The sequence below is a fragment of the Psychrobacter sp. GTC18467 genome (genome assembly GCF_055397455.1).
Genome location: NZ_AP038920.1, coordinates 2,536,093 through 2,551,691 on the forward strand (window position 1 = coordinate 2,536,093; position 15,599 = coordinate 2,551,691).

Annotated in this window: 15 protein-coding genes and 1 pseudogene; 5 read left to right on the forward strand and 11 right to left on the reverse strand. The window is 39.1% G+C overall.

Annotated features, from left to right (window positions below; all coding sequences use genetic code 11):
- Nucleotides 1-309: 309 nt before the first annotated feature.
- The 3 genes from ACZ5XY_RS11175 to ACZ5XY_RS11185 all read right to left on the reverse strand — a co-directional run bounded on the left by ACZ5XY_RS11175 (nucleotide 310) and on the right by ACZ5XY_RS11185 (nucleotide 5,323).
- Nucleotides 310-1,479 (reverse strand): secretion protein, encoded by a 1,170-nt coding sequence (locus ACZ5XY_RS11175; RefSeq protein WP_464741684.1) that lies wholly within the window; start codon nucleotides 1,477-1,479, stop codon nucleotides 310-312.
- A 78-nt stretch (nucleotides 1,480-1,557) separates the two neighbouring features.
- Nucleotides 1,558-3,810, reverse strand: a complete 2,253-nt coding sequence (locus ACZ5XY_RS11180) for a type I secretion system permease/ATPase (RefSeq protein ID WP_464741686.1) — start codon at nucleotides 3,808-3,810, stop codon at nucleotides 1,558-1,560.
- Nucleotides 3,803-5,323: a TolC family protein gene (locus tag ACZ5XY_RS11185; protein WP_464741688.1), complete on the reverse strand. Its 1,521-nt coding sequence runs from the start codon at nucleotides 5,321-5,323 to the stop codon at nucleotides 3,803-3,805. Before ACZ5XY_RS11185 ends, ACZ5XY_RS11180 begins: the two co-directional genes overlap by 8 nt.
- A gap of 384 nt (nucleotides 5,324-5,707) precedes the next feature.
- On the opposite strand from ACZ5XY_RS11185, the gene ACZ5XY_RS11190 reads away from it, so the two are divergent.
- Both ACZ5XY_RS11190 and ACZ5XY_RS11195 read left to right on the forward strand, forming a co-directional pair.
- A complete protein-coding gene (locus ACZ5XY_RS11190; protein ID WP_464741690.1) occupies nucleotides 5,708-6,292 on the forward strand; it encodes a hypothetical protein in 585 nt (194 codons plus the stop codon).
- Nucleotides 6,293-6,364: 72 nt separating this feature from the next.
- A pseudogene (locus ACZ5XY_RS11195) lies at nucleotides 6,365-6,511 on the forward strand (IS1595 family transposase); the annotation flags it as partial.
- Nucleotides 6,512-7,584: 1,073 nt separating this feature from the next.
- Here the strand turns inward: ACZ5XY_RS11195 and ACZ5XY_RS11200 are convergent.
- Complete coding sequence (locus ACZ5XY_RS11200) at nucleotides 7,585-8,406, reverse strand: hypothetical protein (protein ID WP_464741692.1); 822 nt, start codon at nucleotides 8,404-8,406, stop codon at nucleotides 7,585-7,587.
- Between the two features lie 251 nt (nucleotides 8,407-8,657).
- On the opposite strand from ACZ5XY_RS11200, the gene ACZ5XY_RS11205 reads away from it, so the two are divergent.
- From ACZ5XY_RS11205 to ACZ5XY_RS11215, 3 genes are all read left to right on the forward strand, one after another.
- On the forward strand, nucleotides 8,658-8,996 hold the full coding sequence (locus ACZ5XY_RS11205; protein ID WP_464741096.1) for an IS630 transposase-related protein: 339 nt from the start codon (nucleotides 8,658-8,660) through the stop codon (nucleotides 8,994-8,996).
- Nucleotides 8,983-9,507, forward strand: a complete 525-nt coding sequence (locus tag ACZ5XY_RS11210) for an IS630 family transposase (protein WP_464741694.1) — start codon at nucleotides 8,983-8,985, stop codon at nucleotides 9,505-9,507. Before ACZ5XY_RS11205 ends, ACZ5XY_RS11210 begins: the two co-directional genes overlap by 14 nt.
- A 72-nt stretch (nucleotides 9,508-9,579) precedes the next feature.
- Nucleotides 9,580-10,119: a hypothetical protein gene (locus ACZ5XY_RS11215; protein ID WP_464741696.1), complete on the forward strand. Its 540-nt coding sequence runs from the start codon at nucleotides 9,580-9,582 to the stop codon at nucleotides 10,117-10,119.
- Nucleotides 10,120-10,379: 260 nt separating this feature from the next.
- Here the strand turns inward: ACZ5XY_RS11215 and ACZ5XY_RS11220 are convergent, their stop codons facing one another.
- From ACZ5XY_RS11220 to ACZ5XY_RS11250, 7 genes are all read right to left on the reverse strand, one after another.
- On the reverse strand, nucleotides 10,380-10,751 hold the full coding sequence (locus ACZ5XY_RS11220; protein ID WP_464741698.1) for a hypothetical protein: 372 nt from the start codon (nucleotides 10,749-10,751) through the stop codon (nucleotides 10,380-10,382).
- A gap of 777 nt (nucleotides 10,752-11,528) precedes the next feature.
- Nucleotides 11,529-12,053 (reverse strand): IS630 family transposase, encoded by a 525-nt coding sequence (locus tag ACZ5XY_RS11225; protein WP_464741094.1) that lies wholly within the window; start codon nucleotides 12,051-12,053, stop codon nucleotides 11,529-11,531.
- On the reverse strand, nucleotides 12,040-12,378 hold the full coding sequence (locus tag ACZ5XY_RS11230; RefSeq protein WP_464741096.1) for an IS630 transposase-related protein: 339 nt from the start codon (nucleotides 12,376-12,378) through the stop codon (nucleotides 12,040-12,042). The genes ACZ5XY_RS11225 and ACZ5XY_RS11230 overlap by 14 nt, the downstream gene beginning before the upstream one ends.
- 58 nt (nucleotides 12,379-12,436) lie before the next feature.
- Nucleotides 12,437-12,679, reverse strand: a complete 243-nt coding sequence (locus tag ACZ5XY_RS11235; RefSeq protein WP_464741700.1) for a hypothetical protein — start codon at nucleotides 12,677-12,679, stop codon at nucleotides 12,437-12,439.
- A gap of 600 nt (nucleotides 12,680-13,279) precedes the next feature.
- Nucleotides 13,280-13,792, reverse strand: coding sequence for a hypothetical protein (locus ACZ5XY_RS11240; RefSeq protein WP_464741702.1), 513 nt, complete (start codon nucleotides 13,790-13,792; stop codon nucleotides 13,280-13,282).
- Nucleotides 13,793-14,106: 314 nt separating this feature from the next.
- Nucleotides 14,107-14,502 (reverse strand): pentapeptide repeat-containing protein, encoded by a 396-nt coding sequence (locus tag ACZ5XY_RS11245; protein ID WP_464741704.1) that lies wholly within the window; start codon nucleotides 14,500-14,502, stop codon nucleotides 14,107-14,109.
- Nucleotides 14,499-15,323, reverse strand: coding sequence for a hypothetical protein (locus ACZ5XY_RS11250; protein ID WP_464741706.1), 825 nt, complete (start codon nucleotides 15,321-15,323; stop codon nucleotides 14,499-14,501). Before ACZ5XY_RS11250 ends, ACZ5XY_RS11245 begins: the two co-directional genes overlap by 4 nt.
- Between the last annotated feature and the right edge of the window lie 276 nt (nucleotides 15,324-15,599).

Below are 15,599 nucleotides of genomic sequence, written 5' to 3' on the forward strand. Positions count from 1 at the left end.
AAGCCGGAATAAGAGGAACAGCAAAATTAGAAAGAACAGTAACCACAGAGTAAGTTTGATTTTAGCTTTGATAATCTGATTCCTTTAACGTTGTTACAGTTAGTTGGTGGCAGTTTATTCAATAATTTTAGACTAGACTCCCTCTTTATAAGGGTCTTGCTTTTGTTGTTGCATACAGCCTCCTTGCCGTAGAATGGTCATGACTCTGAAATATCGTTTTTTTCTTATTATTGATGGCTTCATTGACTTGCCTTAGCTTTGATTCTTTTGATAGCTAGTATTGATAAAGGTATTAAACTGAAAGACCACTTAACGCTCCCCCAACCCCTCTGACAGCGTTTTCGTAATAGGCTTCGTCAAATAAGACAATACCGTCCGCTCTCTTGCCTTAATGTCGACAGAAGCCGTCATTCCGGGTTTAATGACAATCTCATTTTGACGACCTTTAAATTCAGAATCATTAATGACGATCAGCACACGGTAATACGGCTCTTCTCCTTTGGACGTTTGCTCCATGAGCGTATCGGGGCTAATATAATTTACTGTCCCATTCATCGCCCCAAAGATTGAGTAATCATAGGCATCCAGCTTGACACTTGCCTTTTGACCTTTTTTAATATAGGCAATATCTGCCGTACTTACCTTGGCCTCTACGATTAAATCACTGCTGGTCGGCAGTATTTGCATGATAATCTCGCCAGGCTTTACCACACCGCCAATAGTCGTCACATTGATGTTTTTAACTATTCCTTCTGTTGGTGCCATTAACCGCTTTTCTTCTAGTACTTGAGTGCGGTCTCTGAGCTGCTCAATTTCAGCATCAAGCTCTTCTTGAGTTTTTGTCATTTCAGCTTGAGCGTCTTCGAAGTATTTATTGCGCTTATTGTTAATCTGAGCCTCAATATCGGCAACTTGTCGGCGCAGCTTAATGACATCGGCTTGGCTGACATCACCATATACCAGTAATGGCTCATTCATATTCAGCTCCTTTTTTGCCAGTACCAGTATCCTCTCAAGAGACGCCACTTCCTCATTGATTGCTTGACGACGGCGGTTGTAAAGCGCGGTTTGGTTTTGTATGTACTCAGGGTAGCCCTGAACGTCTTTTGAGAAGGTCAGGGCGCTTCCAAATACTTCGGCGTTTAATCGCGCCAATTTCGTTTTGAGTGCCGCAGCTTTAGCCGCCGAATTATCAAGCGCAGCTTTGGCGCGCTCTTCTTCTAAAGTAAGCAGTAGCTGACCTTGCTGAACCGCTTCCCCCTCAACCACTGCAAGCTCTGTTAACACGCCGCCCTCTGACGCCTGAATTTCTTGAGTGCGCGCACTGGCTATGACGGTAGCTTTGGCGCGGGTCACTTGATTGATTTTGGCAACCGACGCCCATATGATTAATACGACAATACCGATCAAAGCCATCCAAATACTCAATCTTGAGCGATTGACCTTGAGCGTTGTGGGTGTGTATCTATACTCTTGCATGTCGACTAATCTTAAGCCTCTATATTATTTTTAGTAGTTATAGAATGGATTTTTGAGCATTCATTCTCTATTTCGATATCATGTATGGTTGAGCTGAGTCTGATTCGGTGATGGGTACGGGGCCGTTGCGCTGTTCATTGGTCTTTTTTGGGGAGGCGTTTGATTTTGCTGTTCGTTTTGCATGAGCTTATTAAGAACGGCTTGTTTTGGGCCGTCGATAATAATGCGTTGGTTATCCATGATAATGAGCCTATCAACCAAGTCTAATAATGCGGTCTTATGGGTGGATATGATGAATGTTTGATTGTCTGTAAGCTCTTTTTGCAGCACTTGCAAACAGCGCTGTTCTTGCCGGTTATCCATTGATGCTGTAGGCTCATCAAGTAAAAATACGTTAGGCTTGGTGAGCAGTAGGCGGGTGAAAGCCACCAGCTGCTTTTGACCTCCAGATAAGCCGCGACCCCCTTCACTAATGGGCAAATCAAGACCGCTGGAGTGGCTTGAGACCAAGTTTATCAGTCCTGTTTTTACTAAAGCGTCTTGTAAGACATCATCATTCGGCGCTGCCATGCCAATGAGCAAGTTTTCTCTCAATGTTCCTTGAAACAGGCGGTGGTCTTGTTGTAAATAGCCCAAGCGTTCACTCAAGGTCTCGCGACTGATTTGATGAATATCTAGCCCATCAAGCAACAATCGCCCTTTTGTAGGAGCATAAAGCCCTGCAAGGACTTTTAGCAAAGTTGACTTTCCTGAGCCTATGGGACCCAATATTGCAATGCGCTCTCCGGCACGAATGGTTAACTGCTTGATATCAATGGCAGGTCTGTCATTGTTCTGATAATTAAATACCAACTCGTCGCACTGGTAAGAGCCCTTGATACGACTGGGCGATAAGGGATAGGCAACGCCTTGGTTGTCTTGCTCTAATGAGAATAACGATTCGATGTTGAGTTTGGCGGCTTTAGCATGAGAGTGTTGCACCAAAAGATTGGGGAGCGCCATCACAGGCGCTAATATTCTGCCACCTAAGATTGAGCAAGCAATGAGTCCGCCCATGGTCATATCACCTTTCATGACAACAAACGAGCCCACTATAACGATACCAACATAGCTGATTTGCTGAAGCATTTGCGTGGAGTACGTTAAGTTGTCATTGGTATGCTTCATGTCCAAGTCGTTTTTTATCGTGACATTCATCACATCAAGCCAACGGGATAAAAACTTCCAGCTGCCCGCCCCTGCTTTTATGGTTTCCACCCCCTCTACGGCTTCTACCAGTAGTCCTGTTTTGTAATATGACGCGCTAGCACCTTCAGCCGCTATTTTATCAATTCGCTTACGTGCGATTAGCCCCATCGATATGGCGATAACGGCGGCTATAACAGGCACAAGCGCAACATATGGTGAGCCGATAAGCGCAATTAAGCTGATAAAAATAAGGGTCATTGGCAAATCAACCAAACCAAACAGCGTGCTTGCGGTAAAGAAGCTGCGAATCTGCTCATACCCGCGAAGCTGAGCTGCCATCGAGCCCACAGAGCCTGGCATCTTATCGATGCGTACTTTTAACAGCCGCTGAAACACCTCCCGAGATAAGTTTTGATCGAGGCCGACGACCACTTTATCCATAATTCTTGAGCGCGAAAACTTCATAAACGCTTCAAATATAATGATTAAAAACACCCCACTTGCCAAAATAATCAATGTATATTCGCTGCGGGTAGGAATGACCCGATCATAGACCTGCATTGAAAACAAGGATACGGCTAATGCCAGCATATTTATTAAAAAAGTGGCAATTACAGCTTCAAATAAAATGCCTTTATAGTTCTTTAAATCAGTTTTAAGCAGTTCTGCAAAAGAGGAGGCTTGCTGTTTGAGTTGATTCTTTTTTAAACGAATGCGAATAATGGTGAATAGTTCATCCGTATGCGAGTGAACGCGGCTATGTTCTTGTCTAAAGCTCCAGTATCCTTGAGGTGTTTGACTGTCAATGACGCCCCAGCCCATGTCTGCCCGATAGGCTAATAACGGTAAAAAGGCGGCATCAGGCTGCTTTAGTACTTCTGGTGCGTCATCTATGCCTATGTCTTGTAACATGGCTATCACATCATTTAATCTGTGCGAGCTTTGATTGTGACTAAAAGCTAGGTTGTGATGGCGGTTAACCACGTCTTGAAGACGTATGTTATCTATTGGATAGCTTTGTTGACTAAGCAGGTGTTTAATGGCGTCAGCTAAGGTTTGGGTCAGCTCAATGGGGCTGATTTTTAGGTATTGCTCATTACCATCGACTGATTCAGACTTTATAGCGAGCACTTGTTCATTCATAATCTTGACCAACGATAGGATTAATCCTGCTATCTTCCATAGCTGTGGCTAACTGAGTGTCCATGGGCTCTTCAATCTCTTTTGGCACCTCATTAGGGTTTAGGCGCTGTCTTTTTTCAGTTTGCTTGCTAAGCCATGCCTTTACAGGATCAATGGGATTAAATAGTGTCACGGGCTCTCGGTTATGGGCAAATTGTTGCCAGTTCATAAGACCAAATTCCACTTGTAACTTATAAAATGTCCCGAGCATATCTGAACGGGTTTGTGCCAGCTGTATTTGATACTCATTGTGTTCGCGAACCGCATTTAACACCTCAAGCCATGATTTACGTCCTGCGATAAACTGCCTGCGATAAGAGCCCACCACAATTTGCGCCCCTGCGGTCGCAGCAACTAATGAGGTTTCTCGATTTTTAGCACTGATGAATTGTTGATACAGTATTTGAATCTCTTCTATCACGCGGCGGCGAGCAGTTTCTTGATTTTGAATGAGGCTGTCTACTTGGGCTTGTGAGGCACGAGCTAATGCAAGGTTAGAAAATCCGGCTCCTGGGTCATAGCTAAGCCCTATAGAAAACCCGCCAGAGGTTTCATTATCTTCAAGATAGTAACCGTGTTCGTATTGCGCATAAACCGTAGGATACTTTGATGCTTGTTGTGAAATGACTGCTTGCTTTGCAGACTCAATTTGAAAATGCTCTTTTACAACTGTAGGGTTATGAAAACCGGATTGATTAAAAGCCAACTGCTCAAAATGAGCGGACTGGCGTTTGGCTTGCTCCACTAACTCTTTAATATTAGGAACACCACCTTGAGGTAATGCTCGACCAATAATTTGCTCTAGTCTGGCTTTAGCAATTCGCTGCTGTTCTACCGCAGCTTGATAGGCGTTTTGCTCTTGTAAGATACGATTAGTCACCAAATCAAGCTCTATACGAGCTGATACCCCCTGACCGACACGGCGCTGCATCATCTGCTCAAACTCATTAAGCTCATCCAACCCTTTGAGATGAACAACTTGCTTAGCAATTGCTTGAATATAGCTTTGCCAAGCATCAATAGTGTTCTTTGCGACTTGGTTTTGCTGCTCATAAATACGCTCTGTCGCCGCTTTATCGTTAAAAACAGCCTGATTGACGTTTGCTGTCAGCTTACCGCCTGTCCATAAAGGCTGACGAATTCGAATTTGTGAAGTTAGGTTATTTTCACCATATCCGGCAGAAATACTTGGCGTGGGAAATAAATTAAGCTTTGCAGCTTTCACATTTTCAAGCGTTGCTTGTTGCTCAAATTTAGCCGACTCTATAGAAGGATAGGTTTGGATTGCCTGAGTGATTAAATCCTCCACTTTCATAGAGGGTTCAGCGCCATGACTATAGAACGCTATCCAAAGACAACTTAAAATGACGCCTTTGAAGACGCCATTTGGATAGAATTTGTTGTATTGATAAGGGAGCAGCATAATTTGCCAGTCTTTTCTAGAATTGAGGTTATTCGAATAATGGTCGAACAACTGTCAGTTTCCTATGATTTTTGGAAAGTATAAAGCAATCAGAAAGAAAAAAGAACCAACTATTGACTCAAATGGTAAAATAGTTGATAAACTCTTCTTGCTTTGACGATGAGGTCAAATTGATTAGTAAATTTACATATTGAATTTATTTTTTTAAATACAAATAGTATCTTTATACGACGACATCTTTGTTTGTCTAACATTGGGCGGCAACTGGCTTCTGTTAAGTTTAAGCTTGGCTAGAAGTACCAAAGTCTCTACTACTGCCCATTTTCTGTTCATCTTGTTATAAATTAAGAGGCGCAAAATAAAGTTGATAACATTTTTTAATTGAAAAAATAATTAAGTTAAACTGTAACTACTAGAAAATAGAGCTTACTCATAATGGTAGTATCAAAAAATAAAGTTCGATTATTAGCCGCCTTATTATTTTCTATAATATTTCATGCGGTAATTATTTCAATTCTCTATTTAGAATCAAAAAATGTTAAAAATGATGATAAAGGCATAAGAGTTAGTGGCTCAGAACCTAATATTGTTGATTTTCAGCAGTTAAATAACTCTAAAATTGATGAAAATACTGCAAAATTAGAAGTAAATACACAAGATACTGAGAATAAAGAAATTTCTGAAAGCAAGGAAAGCAATCCTTTGCAAGATAAGCTCATAACAGAATCACAGGTAGAAGTTGTAGAGAGCAAGACAGATAATAGTATCTCGACTGAAGTCAGCATAGATCCTAATATATCCACTAACATTAAAGGTCAGTCTACCTCTCAAGATATGGACAATCAGTTACAAACCCATTATTCAATCGAAAACGAAGTGACCGAAGATGAAAAAATATTAAGAGATGAAATAGAGCGAATAGATACGCAACTTAGTATTGTTATTCATGAGGTGAAGAAACGTAATCAGCAAAATATAGATCAAATGCGACAACAACAAAATTATACTGATGTTTACTAATATAGATTTCTCCCTGTCCTTCTCTATCAAAAAATTAGGGACGGTAGTAGATAAGTATTATTCTAGACTGCTATTACGAAGACAACCCGTTATAAACTAAGTAAAAAAGTGCAACGAAGGCTCTTAGTTTTTTTCGCAGCTAAAGTAACGACACGGACAGCCGCAGATTTGCTCCATATTCAGCCTAACACTGCTGTAATTTTTTATCATAAAATAAGAAACCCAACCCCCATCCAATCCCCCGCCAATCATATACGCCCCAGCGCCTGAAACAGGGTCTAAAATGGTGTAGCCCGTACCTTTCCAACCATTAAAGCTCATCTGAGTGTCATGAACCGTGACCGTCCTACCCGCATTAACCCCATTACGGATATCCGTCATCACTACATCGCTGTGATTGAGCTTTGGCAGTACTTCAGCGTAATTGGCTTTGGTAATGGTATAGATGGTCTGACCTTGCTGGGCAGCTAGAGTTAAGGCTTTGACTGCACTGATGCCATCGGCTTCTTTCTCAGGGGTGTCAGGGTCGTCAAATAGCTGCTCAGGAATTAAGTTTTCATTCAGACTATAGCTCGGTCCTCTTGAGAGGTTATAAGCGCTAAGCTTGTCTTTGTCGTTGTTTATCTCAACTGTGGTATGGGCAATTTTATCAATGTCCATGACCACCCCACCCATCTTTACCGCAAAGGGCAGACCAAAGCGATATTCAGGGGTGAGGTTGGTTGAGAATGTGCCATAGGTCAGGTAAGGATACTGAACGATGCCTGCTTGCAGGATAGCGCCTATATACTTAATACAGTTTACCTACATTATAAATTAAAGAAACAATAGCCATTACAAGTAAAGATAATAAATAATACTTTTCCCTGACCATAACCTTATTTTTAGGCTTAATTACAAAATACCTTTTAGGATTATTAGGGTTGTAGAAAAAATCTATTTGTTTTACTTCCTCACAAAAAGCTATTGTATCTTTTTCTGCATTAAAGAACCTTACGTCATAAGTAAAAAATCCTTCATATTCTTTATTATCTACTGTGTAATAAAAATTAAATTTAGGTAGGGTAACTTTATTTATACCTGTAAGAAGCGCTAATTGGTCTGTATATATAGAATATGTTATTTTAGTTACCTCTTGATAATGCCATAGTTTTTTAAAATTAAGATTATCATACGCTCTTTTATTAATAGTAATACTAAAAATGCTATTAATATGTAGTTAGCTATAAGAATACTCTCTTTTATTGATAATGTAATTAATAGCGAAAAAATTATACAAAATAATATATATTTCATTTGCTATCTCTTCTAGCTCTACAACCCTCACTGACAACTGCGTTTAGAGCGTAAGTAAACAATATGTCTGTAATTAATAGCATGGCAAAGGTTATCAATAGTCCCCAACCCGTGAATCCGATTAAAACTGCTATACGATCTAACATTGCTTGAGTTATGATTAAAAAAGTTATAAGCCCAAATACCCCAAACTTATTAGCACAGTCATCTGGAACACTCGTAATAGTTAGTAACGCCCGAATTATACCGAACTTATCACCTAGACGTTTTAAGAAATTAACAGTATTGGTATCTCTTACTATTTTAGCTAGAGCTTCAACGTAGCCTCGAAAGTTATCAAAAACCATCATTAAATAGCTAAGTGCAGCATTAATATTAATCCAACCCCCATCCAATCCCCCGCCAATCATATACGCCCCAGCGCCAGAAACAGGGTCTAAAATGGTGTAGCCCGTACCTTTCCAACCATTAAAGCTAATCTGAGTGTCATGAACCGTGACCGTCCTACCCGCATTAACCCCATTACGGATATCCGTCATCACCACATCGCTGTGATTGAGCTTCGGCAGTACTTCAGCGTAATTGGCTTGGGTAATGGTATAGATGGTCTGACCTTGCTGGGCAGCCAGAGTTAAGGCTTTGACTGCACTGATGCCATCGGCTTCTTTCTCAGGGGTGTCAGGGTCGTCAAATAGCTGCTCAGGAATTAAGTTTTCATTCAGACTATAGCTCGGTCCTCTTGAGAGGTTATAAGCGCTGAGCTTGTCTTTATCGTTGTTTATCTCAACTGTGGCATGGGCAATTTTATCAATGTCCATGACCACCCCACCCATCTTTACCGCAAAGGGCAGACCAAAGCGATATTCAGGGGTGAGGTTGGTTGAGAATGTGCCATAGGTCAGATAAGGATACTGAACGATGCCTGCTTGCTTTTGGGCGATGAGGTCTTGGGTGTCATTGACAGTATAGCATTTTTGTACAGCTGCTTATAAAGTCGCTCCTTTAATATAGCCAAATCACCCTAAAAATGTTATAAAATAAAACATCTTAACTAACACCTCAATTCATCATGACCTATTCCTTAGACTTTCGCAAACAAGTGCTTAAAAGCTTAGATAAAGGCATGACCTTTGCTGAAGCTGCCGTATTTTATGACATCAGCCCGACCACCATTCAAAAGTGGAAGAAGCGGCTTCACAGTAAAACCACTCGCAATGTCACCGCACGAAAGATACCCGATGATGCGTTGCGTAAAGACGTTGAGGACTATCCCGACAGCTATCATTACGAACGTGCTGCCCGCTTGAACTGCAGTGCCTCAGGGATTTGTGAGGCATTAAAGCGCTTGGGGATCAGCAAAAAAAAAGACCTTAGAACACCCAAACGCTTGCCCGATGAAAAGAGCTGAGTTTGAAGCCAAGCTTCAGTGCTTCAAAAAACAAGGCTTTCCAATTATTTATATGGACGAAAGTGGCTTTGAGCATGAAACGATAAGACCATATGGTTATGCACCGATAGGTAAGCCCTGTATCGATAGCGACAATTGGCAAGGCAAAAAACGTACCAACGTCATCGGAGCTTTATATCAAAAGGCCTTGTTTGCGCTAGAATTCATTGAAAAGAACGTCAATTGGCGGGTGATTTATGACTGGTGCAAGAACAAACTGATTCCAAGCCTTAAAACCAAATGTGTGATTGTTATGGATAACGCCTCCTTTCACAAAAACCGTCGCATTGCCAAACTGCTTAACCGTCATGGTCATCGTATTCTTTGGCTGCCGCCTTACAGTCCTGACTTAAATCTTATCGTAAACAAGTGGGCTCAAGTAAAATTCTTAAGACAAGGTTGGATAGAAAATGACTTATCTAAGCTGTTTTATGATATTCACTCAAACCATAACTCTTTTAAGTTGAAATGACGATATATAGACTTAACACTTGACGAAAAAAATAGTATCTTTCGGAAGCACTAAGTAATAAGAGTATTCAACATGATAGACTTTACTATTAAAAGATGCAATTCAGTTATAGGTGGTCTTAATTTTCAACTAGTATATAAGTTTGATGATGCTAAAGAAATTTATTTGGCAAAAATAGACTATTCATCTTCTATTATTTGCTCAGAATTTGCCTTTTCCATAATAGAGTATGTTTTCTCATCAAGCTTAACCTATTCAAGTGAAGCTAGATCTTTTTATCACTACGGTTTTCATGTTCATGATTTAGAAAATATCCTTCATGTTAATAACAAACTGAGTGCTTTTGAAGAACATTTACATGAGCTAAGAGAAACCCATTTCATATGGAAAAAATGTGAATTGTTAGATAAAGAAAGCAATATACAAGACATTAAAAATGGTGTCATTAAATTAGCATGGAGTACTGAAGAAATGCGAAATGAGCTTAACGAAAATATTTTAGATGCAAATTATAGGGAAAAAGTTCTAAAATTTATTGTAGATATAAAATCATTCTTATCCATGGCTCAGAACATGCCAAACTGTAAAGGAGTTTATGTGATTGGAGTATAAGCATGTAGATACCTGATAAAAATCAAGCTTAAAGGCTCTAATAATTCAATGCTTCAAAAAATTGATGATTTTAAGAACTATTTGTGTGATGGATAATATTTTTCGAAGATAAAGATTAAGTTTAAAAAATCACAAATAGACCTCTTGCAAAAGTCTTCTAACTTGCTTGGATATACCTCCAAACTAGGCTGACTTACCAAGTTTGTGGCTATAAGCAGTTACACAAAGTTCGAGAAAGTCTCATCGATAGAATTATAAGCTTACTGAGGGGGTATATAACCTTCCGGTATTGCCGACCATGTAAAGGATTCATCATCGTCATTTAATAAAATAATATCATTAGTTATTCCATCAATCGTACTATTCAGAGATTGTAAAGAGATTTTTAAAAACGTAAGATTACAAAGACCATTTGTATAGTCTTTACAGTCTAAGTTTTCTAAAGTTTTATCCACAAATTTATTAATATCATTAATCATCTGATTAGCATCTTCTTGCCAATCAAAACTATAATCTGCATCTAAAGAATTTAGATCATTGATTCCCTTGAGCTTAATTAGTTCATCCATAAGTTTACGAAGGCTAGTAAAGTCTAGATTTGAGGAGATAACTAGCTTTTGACTATTTGCCATTAGTTTTTCTTCCTACTGTAGTCTTAAATAAATTTTGAGCGCTATTAGTTTACCAGTTTTTGGTATCCAGTTTTGTCAGTATACATCAATTACAGTTCGAAGTCGGTATAGCGCACCGAGCACAATTTTTTGAAGATTCACTCTAGGGATTATATCTGACTATGATGATGTTCATAAAATTCTATTTTTGAGTACAGCTCACTGGAAGAGGTATCACTATAGTCAATATTATATAAAAGTAATATAGCGATGCTGGGATGAATTTTTTGTAGCCTCTGTGAGCTTGCGAACAGTAAGCAAAAAAAATTTATACCAGTTGAGCGTTTCTAAAAATTGTATCTTTTTTATTTTGGATTAACTATATAGAATCTAAAAACTTGACTACTTTATCAGGCAATAGAAACTTAAAATACTCATTAAAAGTGTGTGGTATGTTCGTATAATGAGAATGCCTTTCAAATACAGTATCCCATCCATTTTGACCCACTTCACGTTTAATATATTCCTTGCTATCTAAAACATGGGTTTTATAGCCAATGATTTGTAAGGGTAAGTCATAGTCTATTAGCGCAAATACTTTCTTTTCATTATCAAATATAAGAAACGGTGTATTTAGGTGTGATGATGAAAAATTCCAAATCATTTCCTCGTTGGTGTGAAAGCACTCACCAAAACAACCAAAGCTGGCATTGGTTGATGCTATAAAAATTGCACTTTTTAAGTTATCGTTAATTAATTGAGATATTATAGCTTCAGGTACTAGACCTTCTTCTATAGTCAGTTCACTTTAAAAGAGTTATGGTTTGGATGAATGTCATAAAACAGCTTTGATAAGTCATTTTCTATCCAACCTTGTCTTAAGAATTTTACTTGAGCCCACTTGTTTTCGATAAGATTTAAGTCAGGACTGTAAGGCGGCAGCCAAAGGATACGATGACCATGACGGTTGAGCAGTTTGGCAATGCGACGGTTTTTGTGAAAGGAGGCGTTATCCATAACAATCACACATTTGGTTTTAAGGCTTGGAATCAGTTTGTACTTGCACCAGTCATAAATCACCCGCCAATTGACGTTCTTTTCAATGAATTCTAGCGCAAACAAGGCCTTTTGATATAAAGCTCCGATGACGTTGGTACGTTTTTTGCCTTGCCAATTGTCGCTGTCGATACAGGGCTTACCTATCGGTGCATAACCATATGGTCTTATCGTTTCATGCTCAAAGCCACTTTCGTCCATATAAACGATGGGAAAGCCTTGCTGTTTGAAGCACTGAAGCTTGGCTTCAAACTCAGCTCTTTTCATCGGGCAAGCGTTTGGGTGTTCTAAGGTCTTTTTTTTTGCTGATTCCCAAGCGCTTTAATGCCTCACAAATCCCTGAGGCACTGCAGTTCAAGCGGGCAGCACGTTCGTAATGATAGCTGTCGGGATAGTCTTCAACGTCTTTACGCAACGCATCATCGGGTATCTTTCGCGCGGTGACATTGCGAGTGGTTTTACTGTGAAGCCGCTTCTTCCACTTTTGAATGGTGGTCGGGCTGATGTCATAAAATACGGCAGCTTCAGCAAAGGTCATGCCTTTATCTAAGCTTTTAAGCACTTGTTTGCGAAAGTCTAAGGAATAGGTCATGATTCATTGAGGTGTTAGTTAAGATGTTTTATTTTATAACATTTTTAGGGTGATTTGGCTATATTTCTTCCCCTAGCTCATAGGGAATACAAAAGTAATGGTAGCTATGAGTTAGCCTAGGCTTCATAGCATCAATCCCTAGGAATCCTTTAGTCCCTGTAATTAATAGATCATTAAATGGGTGAGTATTTGCTTCATCTACGGTTAATAACCTTCCACCAACTTCGCTCAGGTATTTTCTTTCTTGCACCCAAAACTTGCTGAAATACTCTTGGTCACTATTTTTTAAATAAAATGTCATTGCAGCTGTCCTAGTGGTCACAATTATCAAGGGTAATTTGATGTGCCCATGAAAAGCTCACTGCATGTACACAACTAAGTACACTGAATCTATCTCAGGGAGTAAGCTTATTGATATCATTAGCCCACAGCCAGATATTCAAATTCTCACTAGGTAGTCGAGCTTATCTAGTTTTGCTGTCCGGTTTTGTCAGCATACATCAAACCATTAAAGCTAATCTGCGTATCATATGCGATGACCGTTTTGCCTGTATCTAATCCCATCGTAATTGTAAAGTTATCAGTCATTATTCTTTAGAAACTTATATTTAGCACAAGTGTTAGCCAGATTAGCTATCACAATAAAAACCAATATTAAATAATTATTTCCTTTTAAAAAGTATGAAAAGTCGAAGTTATACATATATAGCATAGACCCCCCAAGCATCAGAAAAGATATATCAGATCTTATTTTTTCATTTAAAATTATATTTAAAATTATATTTAAAATAAGTTCCACTTGTAATGAAACTACTGATATTAGAAACGATTTAGTGGCGATACCTGAAACAGTAGCTATTGCTATTGCGACTAGTTGAGATGGAATATGAATTCTCATAGTTTAAGGACCTAAACAGCTATTAGCAGATGGAAGAGATCCCTCCCAAGTTGTATACATCCCTATCAATGCAAGAACCTCAGTAACTATATTAGAAACTTTACTGCTCTTTACAGCAATCCTACCGAAAAACAATGTTGCAGTAAGAGTTTGGGCGACACCTGAAAAAAAACAATCCCATTCTTTTTTATCCCATTCTTGCCAGTAAGCTATTATCAGTGTTCCTATCATAAAACCTAATACGAATGAAGCGAGTAATACCCACACTCTAGCAGGTATACCACCTTTACTATTCAGTGCTACTTCAAAACTTAGAGCCATTACACCTAAAAGGACTCCAAGAATTCCCCCGTTAATAAATCCCCCATCCAATCCCCCGCCAATCATATACGCCCCAGCGCCTGAAATAGGGTCTAAAATGGTGTAGCCCGTACCTTTCCAACCATTAAAGCTAATCTGAGTGTCATGAACCGTGACTGTCCTACCTGCATTAACCCCATTACGGATATCCGTCATCACCACATCGCTGTGATTGAGCTTGGGCAGTACTTCAGCGTAATTGGCTTTGGTAATGGTATAGATGGTCTGACCTTGCTGGGCGGCTAGAGTTAAGGCTTTGACTGCACTGATGCCATCAGCTTCTTTCTCGGGGGTGTCAGGGTCGTCAAATAGCTGCTCAGGAACTAAGTTTTCATTCAGGCTATAGCTCGGTCCTCTTGAAAGGTTATAAGCCTTGGGCTACTCTCTATTATTGTCGACTTCTATTAAAAATGAACCTGAATCATGTTAAGTTATGGTTCAGGTTTTGTGTGTGGCTTACAATTAGACATTTATTTATTATCGTTGATGGCAATCTGCATATCATCACCGTTGATAGTAGCGAGATGCATTTTGGCATTTAAAAAAGAGCATTTGTCCCATATACTATTCTCAAAAGTGACAGAATAAAACCTTGCATTATCAAAAACGCAATTATTAAAAGTTGCATTCTCTGAATATATATTGACAAAACCTGAACCCGAAAAGTCACAGTTAGTAAATGTTGCGTCAGTAAAAATAGCGTTTCTCAGTTCAGAGTTGCTTATATTGCTATTACTTATTGTCATATTTTCAAAACTGACTCTATGTAAATCCATATCGGATAGATACAAACCTTCATCTGTATCAAAATACAAAGTCTTCTCAGTACAGTTATCACTGTTATCAATATATTTTAAAATAATCATATATTTCCCCAATCTAATATATCTATCTTAATATCCCTGATAGGATACGCCAGTGGTATCTGACTTGGTGCAACGTTACCAGCTACTTTCGATACTTCTGACTTACAAAGCTTTCCTGTAACAAATCTATGGTTACCATCAACAATTATATTTCCATCAACTTTTATCGGAGGAATATTCTTTTCACCATTTTCGAATCTTTCAACATATCTCTGGATAGCAGGTAAGGATATACTTCTCTGAAGAGTTAGTTCAGTTGTGTGACTTAAAACTGCCCTTATATTAGTCTCATTTGCGAATAAACATTGAGATTTACAGTCACTGTTAGCATTCAAGGTATTTGCGTTAGCAGATGCAGGTAGTATCGCAATTAACGCTAATATTGCGGGTGCGACTATAGGCGTTGCTCCTCCCAAGCTAGCTGCTTCGGTACTCAGCAGTAAAGCAATTATCACTGCTATCCCAATAACTACTGCAATGTTAATTACCAGCTCTCTGTTGCATCTAAAGAATTTGTTTATTTGAATAATAGATAGCTTTACAATATGAGCAACTGTTGCCATGTACCCAATTAATGTTTCGGTTTCATTATCAATAAATCCAAAGTTCGGCATCAAAGTAGTAAAAGAAAATCCTATATCACGACTATCTTTAATTACAGTAGCTCCCCCATCCAATCCCCCGCCAATCATATACGCCCCAGCGCCTGAAACAGGGTCTAAAATGGTGTAGCCCGTACCTTTCCAACCATTAAAGCTCATCTGAGTGTCATGAACCGTGACCGTCCTACCTGCATTAACCCCATTACGGATATCCGTCATCACCACATCGCTGTGATTGAGCTTCGGCAGTACTTCAGCGTAATTGGCTTTGGTAATGGTATAGATGGTCTGACCTTGCTGGGCAGCTAGATTTAAGGCTTTGACTGCACTGATGCCATCGGCTTCTTTCTCATTGAACTGGCTATATATTACATTTATTTATTCTAAATATTTTTTCATTCTAAAGCTCCAAAGAAATGGAGCAAATATAGTAGAAACGATAGCTGAAAATAAAATTTGCAATATTTCGTAATTTTTAGGTATATTAAACGAAAC